This window comes from Serratia sp. ID 25-353 (assembly GCF_054792795.1).
The window spans coordinates 422,683-435,412 of the sequence record NZ_CM139236.1 but is presented as its reverse complement, the minus strand read 5'-3'; the positions used below and the strand labels follow the sequence as shown (position 1 = coordinate 435,412).

The 12,730-nt window shown below is 62.0% G+C and carries 14 protein-coding genes and 1 riboswitch; of the genes, 6 read left to right on the top strand and 8 right to left on the bottom strand.

Annotation, left to right across the window (positions count from 1 at the left end):
- Positions 1 to 37: 37 nt before the first annotated feature.
- Both srlR and gutQ read left to right on the top strand, forming a co-directional pair.
- On the top strand, positions 38 to 811 hold the full coding sequence (srlR, locus tag ACYF6X_RS02010) for a glucitol operon DNA-binding transcriptional repressor SrlR (RefSeq protein WP_033635559.1): 774 nt from the start codon (positions 38 to 40) through the stop codon (positions 809 to 811).
- Positions 804 to 1,775 (top strand): arabinose-5-phosphate isomerase GutQ, encoded by a 972-nt coding sequence (gene gutQ / locus ACYF6X_RS02005; RefSeq protein WP_107227825.1) that lies wholly within the window; start codon positions 804 to 806, stop codon positions 1,773 to 1,775. The genes srlR and gutQ overlap by 8 nt, the downstream gene beginning before the upstream one ends.
- A gap of 39 nt (positions 1,776 to 1,814) precedes the next feature.
- Here the strand turns inward: gutQ and ACYF6X_RS02000 are convergent, their stop codons facing one another.
- From ACYF6X_RS02000 to thiM, 3 genes are all read right to left on the bottom strand, one after another.
- Positions 1,815 to 2,273, bottom strand: a complete 459-nt coding sequence (locus ACYF6X_RS02000; protein WP_084827272.1) for an inhibitor of vertebrate lysozyme family protein — start codon at positions 2,271 to 2,273, stop codon at positions 1,815 to 1,817.
- Between the two features lie 84 nt (positions 2,274 to 2,357).
- Positions 2,358 to 3,158, bottom strand: coding sequence for a bifunctional hydroxymethylpyrimidine kinase/phosphomethylpyrimidine kinase (thiD, locus tag ACYF6X_RS01995; protein ID WP_033635564.1), 801 nt, complete (start codon positions 3,156 to 3,158; stop codon positions 2,358 to 2,360).
- On the bottom strand, positions 3,158 to 3,949 hold the full coding sequence (thiM, locus tag ACYF6X_RS01990) for a hydroxyethylthiazole kinase (RefSeq protein ID WP_060423150.1): 792 nt from the start codon (positions 3,947 to 3,949) through the stop codon (positions 3,158 to 3,160). Before thiM ends, thiD begins: the two co-directional genes overlap by 1 nt.
- A 35-nt stretch (positions 3,950 to 3,984) precedes the next feature.
- Positions 3,985 to 4,081, bottom strand: a riboswitch (TPP riboswitch).
- 142 nt (positions 4,082 to 4,223) lie between these two features.
- On the opposite strand from thiM, the gene ACYF6X_RS01985 reads away from it, so the two are divergent.
- Entirely contained in the window at positions 4,224 to 4,649 is a 426-nt protein-coding gene (locus ACYF6X_RS01985; protein WP_060424902.1) for a GNAT family N-acetyltransferase, read from the top strand.
- Between the two features lie 101 nt (positions 4,650 to 4,750).
- A complete protein-coding gene (locus tag ACYF6X_RS01980) occupies positions 4,751 to 5,431 on the top strand; it encodes a methyltransferase (RefSeq protein WP_130018151.1) in 681 nt (226 codons plus the stop codon).
- Here ACYF6X_RS01980 and ACYF6X_RS01975 read toward each other — a convergent pair.
- Complete coding sequence (locus ACYF6X_RS01975; RefSeq protein WP_130018150.1) at positions 5,408 to 6,637, bottom strand: MFS transporter; 1,230 nt, start codon at positions 6,635 to 6,637, stop codon at positions 5,408 to 5,410. The two genes, ACYF6X_RS01980 and ACYF6X_RS01975, sit on opposite strands and share 24 nt — an antisense overlap.
- 95 nt (positions 6,638 to 6,732) lie before the next feature.
- Between ACYF6X_RS01975 and ACYF6X_RS01970 the strand changes: the two genes are divergently transcribed.
- Complete coding sequence (locus tag ACYF6X_RS01970) at positions 6,733 to 7,182, top strand: winged helix-turn-helix transcriptional regulator (RefSeq protein ID WP_033648951.1); 450 nt, start codon at positions 6,733 to 6,735, stop codon at positions 7,180 to 7,182.
- A 6-nt stretch (positions 7,183 to 7,188) separates the two neighbouring features.
- Here ACYF6X_RS01970 and ACYF6X_RS01965 read toward each other — a convergent pair whose 3' ends face one another.
- Positions 7,189 to 7,449, bottom strand: a complete 261-nt coding sequence (locus tag ACYF6X_RS01965) for a DUF1158 family protein (protein ID WP_107227820.1) — start codon at positions 7,447 to 7,449, stop codon at positions 7,189 to 7,191.
- Positions 7,450 to 7,504: 55 nt separating this feature from the next.
- Entirely contained in the window at positions 7,505 to 7,885 is a 381-nt protein-coding gene (locus ACYF6X_RS01960; RefSeq protein WP_063990523.1) for a putative T6SS immunity periplasmic lipoprotein, read from the bottom strand.
- A 212-nt stretch (positions 7,886 to 8,097) separates the two neighbouring features.
- Here ACYF6X_RS01960 and rluF point away from each other — a divergent pair, with 212 nt between their 5' ends.
- Complete coding sequence (gene rluF, locus ACYF6X_RS01955; protein WP_074026985.1) at positions 8,098 to 8,967, top strand: 23S rRNA pseudouridine(2604) synthase RluF; 870 nt, start codon at positions 8,098 to 8,100, stop codon at positions 8,965 to 8,967.
- 141 nt (positions 8,968 to 9,108) lie between these two features.
- Here the strand turns inward: rluF and ACYF6X_RS01950 are convergent, their stop codons facing one another.
- The gene (locus ACYF6X_RS01950) at positions 9,109 to 12,171 is read right to left on the bottom strand and encodes an autotransporter outer membrane beta-barrel domain-containing protein (protein WP_406880158.1); all 3,063 of its coding nucleotides are present in this window, start codon (positions 12,169 to 12,171) and stop codon (positions 9,109 to 9,111) included.
- 196 nt (positions 12,172 to 12,367) lie between these two features.
- Positions 12,368 to 12,682 carry a putative periplasmic lipoprotein gene (locus ACYF6X_RS01945; protein WP_025303891.1) on the bottom strand — a complete coding sequence of 105 codons (315 nt, stop codon included), beginning with the start codon at positions 12,680 to 12,682 and terminating at the stop codon, positions 12,368 to 12,370.
- Positions 12,683 to 12,730 lie beyond the last annotated feature (48 nt).

Below are 12,730 nucleotides of genomic sequence, written 5' to 3'. Positions count from 1 at the left end.
GAGGGGAAATGCCCAACTCTTGTGAACGGGAATCGCGATGAAACCAAAGCAGCGGCAGGCCGCTATCCTTGAATATCTGCAGCGGCATGGCAAAACGGCAGTGGACGCCCTGGCCGAGCATTTCTCCACCACCGGCACCACCATCCGCAAGGATCTCACCCTGCTGGAAGAAGAAGGCGAGGTGATCCGCACCTACGGCGGCGTGGTGCTCAGCCGCGACGACGGCGATCAGCCGATCGACCGCAAAACCCATATCAATACCGAGAAAAAACGCCACATTGCCAGCGCCGCCGTGGCGCTGATCGCCGACGGCGACTCGCTGATCTTCGACGCCGGCAGCACGGTGCTGCAGATGGTGCCGCATCTGGCGCAGTTCAATAACATCACGGTGATGACCAACAGCCTGACCATCGTCAACGCGCTGGTGGAGCTGGACAACGATCAGACCATCCTGATGCCCGGCGGCACCTACCGCAAAAAATCGGCCTCGTTCCACGGCAGCCTGGCCGAATCGGCGTTTCAGCAGTTCAGCTTCGACAAGCTGTTTATCGGCGCGGACGGCGTCGATCTCAACGCCGGCGTCACCACCTTCAACGAAGTGCACAACGTCAGCAAAGCGATGTGCGAAGCCGCCGGCCGCATTATTCTGTTGGTAGACTCCTCGAAATTCGGCCGCAAGAGCCCGAACGTGGTGTGCGAACTCAGCGCCGTCGACACGCTGATCACCGACCGAGACATCAACCCCGATTACCTCGCCGCCCTGCAGGCGAAAGGCATCAATATCCTTCTGGTAGGAGACCCCGATGAGTAACGCCAACGCCCTGCTCGCCTTCGCCCGCGAAACGCTGGAGATCGAGCTGACCGAAGCGCAACGCCTGCTGGCGCGCCTGGACGACAACTTCGTCTGCGCCTGCGAACTGCTGCTGAACTGCCGTGGCAAAGCGGTGATTTCCGGCATCGGCAAATCCGGCCATATCGGCAAGAAGATCGCCGCGTCGCTGGCCAGCACGGGCACGCCGTCGTTCTTCGTGCACCCGGCCGAGGCGCTGCACGGCGATCTCGGCATGATCGGCGCCGACGACGTGGTGGTGTTCATCTCCTACTCCGGCCGCGCCAAAGAGCTGGATCTGATCCTGCCGCTGCTGGCGGAGAACGGCATTCCGGTGATCGCCATCACCGGCGGCAAGGAGTCACCGCTGGCGCTGGCCGCGGCCTGCATGTTAGATATCGGCGTCGAGCGCGAAGCCTGCCCGATGGGGCTGGCGCCGACCTCCAGCGCGGTCAACACCCTGATGATGGGCGATGCCCTGGCGATGGCGCTGATGCGCCAGCGCGGTTTCAACGCGGAAGATTTCGCCCGCTCGCACCCGGGTGGCAGCCTGGGGGCGCGCCTGCTGAACCGCGTGCATCACCTGATGCGCACCGGCGATCGCCTGCCGCGCGTGAGCGAAAGCGCCAACGTGATGGAGGCGATGCTGGAGCTGAGCCGCACCGGGCTCGGGTTAGTGGCGGTCTGCGACGCACAGCAGCGGGTGGTGGGCGTGTTTACCGACGGCGACCTGCGCCGCTGGCTGGTGAAGGGCAACAGCCTGCAGGATCCGCTCAGCCCGGCGATCACCCGCCCCGGCTATCGGCTGCCGGAGCAGTGGCGCGCCGGCGAGGCGCTGGAAGCACTGCACGAACAGCACATCAGCGCGGCCCCGGTGGTCGATATGGACGGCGTGCTGGTGGGGGCGCTCAACCTGCACGATCTGCATCAGGCCGGCATCGGCTGATCAACGCCGGGGGCGCCATCACCGGCGCCCCCGGTCAGATCATTTCCAGTCGGGATTGTTCTCGAACTGCTGCTTCAGCAGCGCCTTCATGTCGTCATTCGGCTTGCCGAGCCACTGGTACTTGGCATACTTCTTCGGATGATCGACGGCTTCCGGCCGATCTTCCACTGCCACCCGCACGCCCCAGGCCTGGGATTTGTCCGCGCTGAACGCCACGATCAAAAAGTTGTTGCCGCAGTCGTGCGGCTTGCACAGGTTGCCGACCAGATACTCTTTGCCCTTCCAGTTCAGATTCTGCGCCGGCGTTGAGGTGCCGACGCCCTTACGCGCCCAACCCGGCATCCGCGCCTGGCCTTTCACCATGTTTTGCCAGCTGGCCTGATACCCCGGCTGCTGAATCAAATCCGACGTGGTGACGATCTGCTGGGCAAAGCTGCCCGCGCTGAAGCTGAGCAGTGCGCCGAAGAGGGCGCAACGCAGCGCCTGGTGTCCCGTCATAGTCCTTCTCCCTAGGTTAAATCAGGTTTCGCCCATAAAACCGGGCCTGAACTAGTCAGACCACGGTTGCGACAAAAAGTTGACTCACCACCAGGCATGGAAATGATGCACCGGCCCGATGCCGTGCCCCACCTCCAGCGTGTCCGCCTGTTGCAACGCTTGTTGCAGGTAGTCCTTGGCGGCGGCCACCGTAGCCGCCCAGTCGGCATGGCGCGGGCGCAGCGCCGCCAGCGCGGCCGAGAGCGTGCAACCGGTGCCGTGGGTGTGGCGGGTGGCGACGCGCGGCGCGGTAAAGCGCTGCTCGCCTTCGGCGGTAAACAGCCAGTCCGGGCTCTCGCTTTCGCTCAGGTGGCCGCCCTTCATCAGCACCGCCCGGCAGCCCATCGCCAGCAGCGCCCGCCCCTGCTCGCGCATCTGCGCTTCATCTTCTGCCGGCGCGCACGCCAGCAGCGCCGCTGCTTCCGGCAGGTTCGGCGTAATGATCGACACCCGCGGCAACAGCTCGCGTCGAATAGACGCCACCGCCTCCGGCGCCAGCAACGGATCGCCGCTTTTCGCCAGCATCACGGTGTCCAGCACCACGAACTCCGGCCGGTAATGGCGCAGCCGTTCGGCCACCGCCTGCACGATGTCGGCGTTGGCCAGCATGCCGATCTTGACGCTGTCGATGCGCACGTCGCTGAACACCGAGTCCAGCTGCGCGGCGACGAACGCCGGATCGATGTAATACACCGACTGCACGCCACGGGTATTCTGCGCCACCAGCGCGGTGATCACCGAGGTGCCGTAGGCGCCAAGCGCCGAGAAAGCCTTCAGATCGGCCTGAATGCCGGCACCGCCGCTGGGATCGGTGCCGGCGATGGTCAGGGCGTTAATGCGTTTCATCACAGATCCTCCCCGCGCAACTGATACAGGGCATCGAGGAACGCCGGCGTAAAGCTGCCCGGCCCGCCGGCCTGTCTGGCCGCGAGACCGCCGCAGTGGGACATCACCCGGCAGGCAGTCGCCACGTTGTCCAGGCGATCGCCCGGCAGGGCGCAAAACGCCGCCACGACCGCCGACAGCGCGCAGCCGGTGCCCACCACCCGCGTCATCAGCGGGGAACCGCCTTCGATCGCCCAGTCACGTTGGCCGTCGGTGACGTAATCCACCGCGCCGGTGACCGCCACCACCGCGCCGCTGCGCTGCGCCAGCTCACGCGCGGCGGGCAATGCCGCCAGCGAATCGTCGCCGCTGTCCACGCCGCGGCCGCTGGCCAGCAACCCGCTGAGCGCCATGATTTCCGAGGCGTTGCCGCGTATCGCCGCCGGTTTCTCGTCCAGCAGCTGTTTGGCGAAGGCGGTGCGGTAGGAGAGCGCGCCGACCGCCACCGGATCCAGCGTCCAGGGCTTGCCGGCCTGATTGGCGGCGGCCACCGCCGCCCGCATCGATTCGGCGCGCAGCGCATTGAGGGTGCCGACGTTGATCAGCAGGCCGTCGGCCAGCGCGCTGAACTGCGCCGCCTCTTGCGGCTCCACCACCATCGCCGGGGAGGCGCCGAGCGCCAGCAGCACGTTGGCGGTCAGCGATTGCACCACTTCGTTGGTCAGGCAGTGGATCAGCGGAGGCCGCTGTTGGAATTGGGTCAGACAGGCCGCGGCGCGCGCGCCGGGTAGTGCATCAGGTCGAGCGATCATATTCCTCCCAACCGGCGTTCAAGAAGGCGGCGCCGGCTGGGCGGCCGTGACTTCCCTACGCTGGCATTATCCAGATCAGGTAATACGGGTATTTCTCAGCCTTCACGTAGAAGGGCACCCCGAGTCATGAAAATCAATAGGTTGTGATCAACGTTGCGTTAATCCCTGCAGGGGATCATGCCAGCGGCGGCGTGGACAAACAAGCGAATAAATTGGCCCGGCAAGCATACGCCGCGCAATGCGCTATAGTGAGCACAAACCACCGGGAGATGCCATGCAGATAAGACCCTACCAAGAGACCGATCGCCCTTTCCTGCGCACGCTGTACCTGGCGTCGCGCAAGGCGGCGTTCGGCTGGCGCGATACCTCAAACTATCAGTTGGAAGATTTCGACGGCGCGACGCTGGGCGAAGCGATTTGGGTGGCGGAAGACGGCGGCGTGCTGCTGGGATTCGTCTCCGTCTACCGCGAGGACAACTTCATTCATAACCTGTATGTCGATCCCCATCAGCCGCCGCGCGGCGTCGGCAGTGCGCTGCTGCAGGCGGCGGAAGCTACCTTCACCGCCACCGGCTCGCTGAAATGCCTGGTGAAGAATGAAAAGGCGCTGGCGTTCTACCGCAAACACGGCTGGCGCATCATCTCTACCGGCAACGATGGCGAAGAAGATTATTACCTGATGCATTCGCCGGCCCGCTAACGCCGCCTTTCCCGTCACAGAACTCATTAATGATAATGGATTTCATTATCAGTTAAGCATACCCTTCCTTGTCTCTCTCGATGAACTCTGCAAGGAAGGTTATGCAACATCAAACGGATACTCGCTTCCCCGATGCCGCGGCGGCGGACTACGATCGCCGTATTCTGACCCTGGTGCCCGGCTATCAGTTTGCTCAGGCGCTGCTGACGGCGACGCTCGCGCAGACGCTGCCGAATGACGCCACGCTGTTGCTGGCCGGTTGCGGCACCGGCAGCGAACTGTCGGCGCTGGCCGCCGCCAACGCCAGCTGGCGTTTCAGCGCCGTGGAACCCTCCGCCGGCATGCTGGCGGCCGCGCGCGCCAAGGCTGAAGCCGCGGATTACGCACAACGGGTGAGCTTCCAGCCCACCTTGCTGCAACAAGCGCCGCAAACCCGCCACGACGCGGCGGTGTGCTCATTGGTGCTGCATTTTATCGCCGACGATGGCGCCAAACTGGAATTCCTGCAGCAGCTGGCGCAGCGCCTCTCCCCCGCCGCACCGCTGCTGCTGTTCGACTATCAACCGGATGGCCTGCCCGCCAGCCATTACCAACACTGGCTGCAAAGCGCCGGGCATTCGGCGGCGCAGGCGCAGGAGGTGATCGAACGCACCCGCCGCAACTGGCACCCGATGGCGGCGGCGCGCAGCCGTCTCCTCCTGGCGGAAAGCGGCTTCACCGCGCCTCAGCACTTGTGCGGTGCGCTGGGCTTCCAGCTTTCACTGCTCCACCGCCGCCGTTGATCCCGGCATCCCGCGCAGCGTCAGCCGCCAAAACAGCAGCGCGCTCAGGCTGACGCCCGCCCCCAGCCAGCAGACGCCGCTCCAGCCCGCCCAGGCATACATATGGGTGCCGGCAAAGGCGCCCAGCCCGCTGCCGACGGCGTAAAACAGCATGTAACAGCCCACCAGCCTGCTGTGTGACTGCGGGTGCGCGCTGAAGATCATGCTCTGGTTCAGCACGTGGATCGCCTGGCCCGCCAGATCCAGCAACACGATGCCCACCACCAGCCAAACCAGGCCGCTGCCGAGCAAACCGAGCGGCAGCCAGGCCAGCGTCAACAGCAGCAGACACACGCCGCTGGCCGCCTGCCCCAGCCCGCGATCCGCCAGATGCCCGGCGCGCACCGCCGCCAGTGCGCCCACCGCGCCGACCAGGCCGAACGCCCCCACCGCGGCATGGGTGAAGTTGAACGGCGCCTGACTCAGCGGCAACACCAGCGAACTCCAAAAGAGGCTGAAAGCGCCGAACATCAGCAGCGCCAGCATGCCACGAATTTGCAGCGTGCGGTCATGCAGCAGCAGGGTCAGCATTGAACGCAGCAGCGCGGGATAACTCAGCGCGCTGGGAGCGGTACGCGGCGCAGGCAGCAGGCGCGACAAGATCGGCAGCAATACCAGCGTCACTCCGGCAGAGAAGAAGTACACCGTGCGCCAGCCGCCAACGTCAGCCAGCGTGCCGGACAGGGTGCGCGCCAGCAGCAATCCCAGCACCACTCCGCCCTGCGCAGCACCAACCACCCGCCCACGCTCCTGCGGCGCCGCCAGGGCGGCGGCGTAAGCGATCAGCCCCTGCGTCATGGCGGTGCCCAATAAGCCTACCAGCAACATCCCTACCAGCAGCCAGGGCGCGCTGTGCGCCCAGCCCACCAATAGCAGCGCGCCGATCAGCCCCAGCTGTTGCCCCGCCAGCAACCGATGCCGGTTCAGACGATCCCCCAACGGCACCACCAACAGCAGCGCTAGCGCGCAGCCCAGTTGGGTCACGGTGATCACCATGCCGACCGCCGCCAGGCTGATGGAAAAATTATGGGCGATGGCGTCCAGCAGCGGCTGCGCATAGTAAACGTTGGCCACGCTGAAGGCGCTGGCGGCGGCCAACAGCAGCACCAGGGGGGACGGCAGGCGCCCCAGCACCGCATAGGGGGGATCCAGCAGTTTGTCGCTCATTGCACACCTCAATCTGGTTTCATTATTAAACCCAATGAACTTTAGGCGTGGAGGTTTTATAATGCAACCAGAATATGCAACTGGAGATAACCGTCGTGAAACGTAAAAGCCTGGAAGACGCGCCGTGCCCGGTGGCGCGCACGCTGGATGTGATTGGCGACTGGTGGTCGCTGCTGATCGTGCGCGACGCCTTCGACGGCGTCACCCGCTTCAGCGAATTTCAAAAAGGGCTGGGGATGGCGAAGAACATCCTTGCCACCCGCCTTCGCGCACTGGTGACGCACGGCGTGCTGGAAATCGTGCCCGCCGCAGACGGCAGCGCCTATCAGGAATATGTGCTGACCGAGAAAGGCCGCGCGCTGTTTCCAGTGATCGTTGGCCTGCGCCAGTGGGGGGAAGATCATCTGTTCGCCGAGGGAGAGGCGCACTCAACGCTGGTGGAAAGCGACAGCGGCCGCCCCGTTCCGCGCCTGACGCCGATCGGCAGCGCCGGGCAGACGCTCACTCCGCTGAATACCCGGGTGGTGAAGGTGGAGGAACGGTGATGAGAGTTAGTGGCGGTACCCACAGCTCACCCGCTGAAAAACCTGGCGGATAAAGAGCCATTCCAGACACCCGGCCAGCAGATAAACCGCGCCAAAAACGAGCGCACCAAACCATTCCGTATCGTTAAAATGGAAAAACCCACTGGCGTCAATCAGCCAAGCGGTTTGGTTCTGGTTTAGCCTGGGTACAGGAAAAAACTTTATTGTCAGCACAGCCAGCCCAACAACAGCCAATGCGTTAGCGAGCAACAGGGCAAATTTTTTCATAACCTTTCATTCTACAACCTAACGCAGTCCAACAAACTGAACCTAAGAACATGCGTTAATGGTTAACCCTCAGGTTGCCCCGTTCGTCGGAGACAACCATAAATACGGCGGTAATCAAATGCGAACCTTCGGGTGTCTGTATATCGTAGGCGACGGAATAGCGCTTCCCTGGCCGAAAAGCATAGTCGAATACCGGCATGCACCTCCCCGGCTCAACGAAGAAAACGTCATTATCGATAGCTTTAATGAGCTTAACGCCTGATTCGCTATAAATCTGAACGAAGCGGATATTATCCCCCGCCTTCATAGAAGAAAGAATGCAGACATGGTTATCTTTGGCAGTGACGACGGCGGGGAAGCGCGGAATCAGCTTATCGCCAGGCCCCGGACAGCCGACCAGGAAGCAAGCCGTGAATAGAACCACATATTTTTTCATGCTACCCATTCCTTATACGCGGCTCTGTATACCGCAGAGGCTCCCTATCGACTAATGCTCACTCATCGCTGTCTGAATTGTTTTATTATCCTAACCCGCTTAAAAAAAGAATCTATACCTTAACGTCTAACGTGAATCACGGCCGGAAGCCTTAACGATTCGCTTCGCAGCGTCATCCGGGTAATGTATAGTCCGCGTTTTACGGAGATCCCATGCTGACTAACTCATCCATTCGTCTGAACAAATACATTAGCGAGAGCGGTATCTGCTCACGCCGCGACGCCGATCGATACATCGAACAGGGCAACGTTTTCATCAACGGTAAACGCGCCACCGTTGGCGCTCAGGTATTTGCCGGGGATGTGGTGAAGGTTAACGGTCAGTTGATCGAACCGCGCAATGAAGAAGATCTGGTGCTGATCGCGCTGAACAAGCCGGTCGGCATCGTCACAACCACCGAAGACGGCGAGCGCGACAACATCGCTGACTTCGTCAACCACAGCAAACGCATCTTCCCGATCGGCCGTTTGGACAAGGATTCACAGGGGCTGATCTTTCTGACCAACCACGGTGACCTGGTCAACAAGATCCTGCGCGCCGGCAACAATCACGAGAAAGAGTATCTGGTGACGGTCAACAAGCCGGTGACCGACGAGTTTATTCGCGGCATGGGCGCCGGCGTGCCGATGCTGGGCACCGTGACCAAAAAGTGCAAGGTGAAGAAAGAGGCGCCTTTCGTGTTCCGCATCACGCTGGTGCAGGGGCTGAACCGCCAGATCCGCCGCATGTGCGAACACTTCGGCTACGAGGTCACCAAGCTGGAACGCACGCGCATCATGAACGTCAGCCTGAAAGGCTTGCCGCTGGGCGAATGGCGCGATCTGACCGATGACGAGCTGATTGAACTGTTCAAACTGATTGAAGGCTCCTCGTCCGAGGCCAAGCCGGCGAAGAAGGCCCCGGCCAAATCCGCCGCGGCGAAAAAACCGAGTGCCGGCGGCCCCAAAAACGCCGACAAAGCCGCTGCGCCGGCCGGCCGTAAGCGCTTTACCCAGCCAGGGCGCAAGAAAAAAGGGCGTTAACCCCCTTTTACCCGCGCCAAGCCCGCCGTTGCGCGGGCTTTTTCATCATAAAAGTCAGCCACAGGCCGCCACTGAGCCCTCACCATAAAAAAGGCCCGCATCAAGCGGGCCTGCAAGTACCAGAGAAGTCTAGAGGAAAAATCAGAACGACCAGCGCAGGTTGGCGTTGACCGAATTAACGCGGGTATCGGCACCGAATTGCCCCTGATAGCCAACATCCAGCGTCGCGGCGCGCGACAGTTTCACGCTCACGCCGATATCGCCCACCATCACGTTGTCATCCACGGCCTGGCCCTGAGTGACGAACGCGTCGCTGCCGGCAAACGCCATGCGCGATGAGGTGTTCTTATCGCCGTAGGCGTGCTGCCAGCCGAGCGAGCCGTAGAGGCTGACATTCTTCGGCAGTTCGGTCACGCCGCGCACTCCGAGCGTGGAGTAGAAGGTGTTCATCGTTTCATTGCGCACGCTCAGCGCCGCCGCGCCACCCGACTCCTGGAAGCTGTCGGTATGCAGGCGGATATAGCTCAGGTTAATGAACGGTTCGACGTTCATCTCCGGCTGGCCGAAACGGTAACCCGCTTCGGTGAACGCCAGCAGCGAGTTCGCGTCGTAATCCGACTTCAGCCGATCCGAGAAGCCGCTGAAATCGACGTTGCGCTTGCCTTCAATCTTGTGCCAGGTGTAACCCAGCGCGCCGCGCAGCGAGAACGCATCCTGCTGCCCCGCCGCATACAGGCCGAGGTGGTAGTTGTCGGTATCGGCCTTGGAACGGCGGCTGTCGACGTCGTAGTCGCCGCGGCTGTAACCGAAGTAGCCGCCGATGCGTACGTTATGATCAGTCAGCTTGCGATCCGCGCCCAACAGGAAGCCGGTGGTGTTGCCATCCAGCTTGCCCACGTTGCCGTTGCCGCTGTTTTTGCTCCAGGAACTGAAGGTCTGCCCCCAGACGCCGCTGTTTTGCGCCTGCGCCGGTTGCACCAGCGACATCGCCAACGGCGGTATCGGCAGGCTGTCGTTGTCGAACAGGCGCAGCATGCGCTGGTTCAGCACGTTGAACAGCTGGGTGCTGCCGGCGATCAGGTTAGACTGCATCGACGGATAGACTTCGCCGGACAGCTGATTGAACGCCTCGCGCGCTTCCGGCGCACTCAGCAGCAGCAGCGAGTTGTACAGCGCCAGCGAAGGGCCGCTCTGCGTCAGCGTCGAGAGCGCGCCAGCGGTATTCCACTGGTTGCCGCTTTCGGCCACCGTTTGGAAAATGCCCGGCTTGCCGCCGCCTGGATTCTCGCCCCCCGGATTTTCACCGCCTGGGTTTTCCCCGCCCGGATTCTCGCCCCCCGGATTTTCACCACCTGGGTTTTCCCCGCCCGGATTCTCGCCCCCTGGATTCTCACCGCCTGGGTTTTCTCCACCCGGATTTTCGCCGCCTGGATTTTCACCGCCCGTGTCTTTCTGCGCAATGGTCAGATCCACGGCGTTGGCGCTGTGGTTCAACGCCACATCGAGGAAGGCAGACTTGGAGACCGCCGCCGCGAACTGGCCGTCAATGCCGCCGTCCGAGGTCAGAATGCGGTAGCTTTGGCCGGTTTTATAGCTGGTTTGCGGATCCAGCGCCGTCACCTGCACCTTGGCCCGATCGCTGATGGTGGTCTTGCCCGCCACCAGCAGCTGGTCGCTGCGGCCGTCACCGGCGATATCGACGTCATAGAAGGATTCGCCGATAAAATTCAGGTAGCGTTTTAGCGTCAGCGTGCCGATATTGCCGTCGCCGGGCGAGATATGGCCGCCGGACTGGATCTCGGTCTGGCCCAGCGTGCCGTTGCCGCCCAGCGTGCCGCCGGCCTTGATCGACGCGGCGCTGCTGTAGCCCTGCCCGTTATTGACGTCGGAACCCGCCGTCGCGTTGAGGATCAGCGTGCCGCCGTTCTCGGCGCTGAGGGTTTGGATCTCGAAGATATCGTCTTCTTTCTGGGTATTGATGTCGCTGGCGATGATGAGCTTACCGCCGCGCGCGGTGACGTTGGCCTGCAACTCAGTGAGATCGCCGTTCAGCGTCGTCTGCCCGGCGGTGTTGATCACCTCACCTTCGCCGCTCATCTTGTTGCTGAAGACGTAATTGCCGTCGGTATGGTTAAAGTACACATAGCTGCCGAACAGCCCGCCCCGCAGGGCGATCGCCGTCTGGGCATCGATAGTGCCTGCGGCACCCGCCGTGCCGAGCGTCGGCTCGGTCAACCCGGTGCCGGTGTCCATGTTGCCGCGGCTGCCAATAATCAGCGCGCCGCGGTTCGAGCCGGAGCCGGTCTCACCCAGCACCACTTCGTTGCCGCCGGCGGAGAATGTCCCGCCGTCCATGACCGCCAACACGCCATTGCCGTAATCGCCGACGTTGACGCTGCTGCCGCTGGTCACGCGTGAACCGTTGCCGGCGATCGTCAATTCGGCAGTTTTACGCGCGCCGGAGACGCCCGCCACCTGAATGCCGCCGACGTTGACCGCCCCGCCGTTCAGCACGTCCAGATCGCCGTAAAGCGTGAGCGCGCGGCCGACGTTCCATTGGGAATTGGCCCCCGTGACCGTGGCTTTCGGGCTCAGCGTATCGGTCTCGCCCGGCCCGCTGCCATTGCCGATGCGTGCGTCAAAGGCGGTGTTCAGCACCGCGCCGTCTTCAATCGCCAGCGTGGATCGCGCCCCTAAGTCGGTGCCGACGCTGAGAAAATTGCTGGTGACGCGAGAACCGGCGCCGGTGGCGATCAGGTGGCTGTCATAGCCGCGCGTGGTGCCGACCACGATCTCTTTCGCGCTGGCCAGCGCACCGTCTTCAACGCGCAAGGTGCCCCGCCCCAGATTCAGGCCGCCGCGCAGCACGAACTGATCGTTCACCGCATTCAGCTCGGCATTCGGCCCGCGGACCGTGACTACGCTCTCATGAATTTGGCCGTTGAACATCCGGCCGATATTGATGTTATAGGCGCTGATCTTGCCATTCTCGATCAGCAGGTTGCCGCTTTGATTACGGCCGACGTAAACGTCCCCGGTGTAGGCCAATGATTCGGTAATTTTTGAGTCGCCATCAAAAATGGCATCGTCTGCGCGAGCGATATCGGCGGGCGCCAGCATCAGCAGCGGCGCAGAAAATAGAGCGAGGTAAAGTTTGGAAAGCGGTGTTTTAACCGCTAAAGGGTGCGATGTCTTGTCATTCACGGGCTATCTCCGTACTCGTTAGCGTGATGGCGCGAAATTTATTGTTATAGGAAAACTCAATACACTAGAGGAGGTGTGAGGCGTTATTTCGCGCACGCCGGTTTAGTGATCGTCGAAGCAAAAGCTTATTGCCCCCCGGCGCTGACGCTCCGACGATGGAAAACCAGGAAGCGGCAATGCCGCCCCCCAAAGCGAATTATTTATGCGTGACCACCGGCGTACAGGTCGGCGCGCTCAGCGACGGTGACGAACCTAAAATTCCCGGCATCATCAGCGATGAACAATCGAAAATACGGCCTTTTTCCGTGGTGGCGCGATAAGAAAGTTTTTGGCCGCCCAGCGCATCTGGCTGTGCGCCATTGACATTGGTCACGGTAATTTCGTCCGATGAGCCCAGGCCCAGCATTTTGGCGGTTTCCGCCTGCAGTAATGGAATGGCCTGATCGGTTTTCAGGGTGGAACAACCGGCTATCATCATCGTAACGGTTAAAGCGATAAGTGGTTTCTTCATAAATTATCCTTTATAACCAATCAGTTAAAATTATCGATTGGCTTTATG

Coding starts and splice junctions, on each gene's coding strand:
- rluF (WP_074026985.1), top strand. CDS start 8,098: ATGCTGACTAACTCATCCATTCGTCTGAACAAATACATTAGCGAGAGC.
- ACYF6X_RS01985 (WP_060424902.1), top strand. CDS start 4,224: ATGCAGATAAGACCCTACCAAGAGACCGATCGCCCTTTCCTGCGCACG.
- ACYF6X_RS01965 (WP_107227820.1), bottom strand. CDS start 7,449: ATGAAAAAATTTGCCCTGTTGCTCGCTAACGCATTGGCTGTTGTTGGG.
- ACYF6X_RS02000 (WP_084827272.1), bottom strand. CDS start 2,273: ATGACGGGACACCAGGCGCTGCGTTGCGCCCTCTTCGGCGCACTGCTC.
- ACYF6X_RS01980 (WP_130018151.1), top strand. CDS start 4,751: ATGCAACATCAAACGGATACTCGCTTCCCCGATGCCGCGGCGGCGGAC.
- ACYF6X_RS01945 (WP_025303891.1), bottom strand. CDS start 12,682: ATGAAGAAACCACTTATCGCTTTAACCGTTACGATGATGATAGCCGGT.
- srlR (WP_033635559.1), top strand. CDS start 38: ATGAAACCAAAGCAGCGGCAGGCCGCTATCCTTGAATATCTGCAGCGG.
- ACYF6X_RS01975 (WP_130018150.1), bottom strand. CDS start 6,637: ATGAGCGACAAACTGCTGGATCCCCCCTATGCGGTGCTGGGGCGCCTG.
- thiD (WP_033635564.1), bottom strand. CDS start 3,158: ATGAAACGCATTAACGCCCTGACCATCGCCGGCACCGATCCCAGCGGC.
- gutQ (WP_107227825.1), top strand. CDS start 804: ATGAGTAACGCCAACGCCCTGCTCGCCTTCGCCCGCGAAACGCTGGAG.
- ACYF6X_RS01960 (WP_063990523.1), bottom strand. CDS start 7,885: ATGAAAAAATATGTGGTTCTATTCACGGCTTGCTTCCTGGTCGGCTGT.
- thiM (WP_060423150.1), bottom strand. CDS start 3,949: ATGATCGCTCGACCTGATGCACTACCCGGCGCGCGCGCCGCGGCCTGT.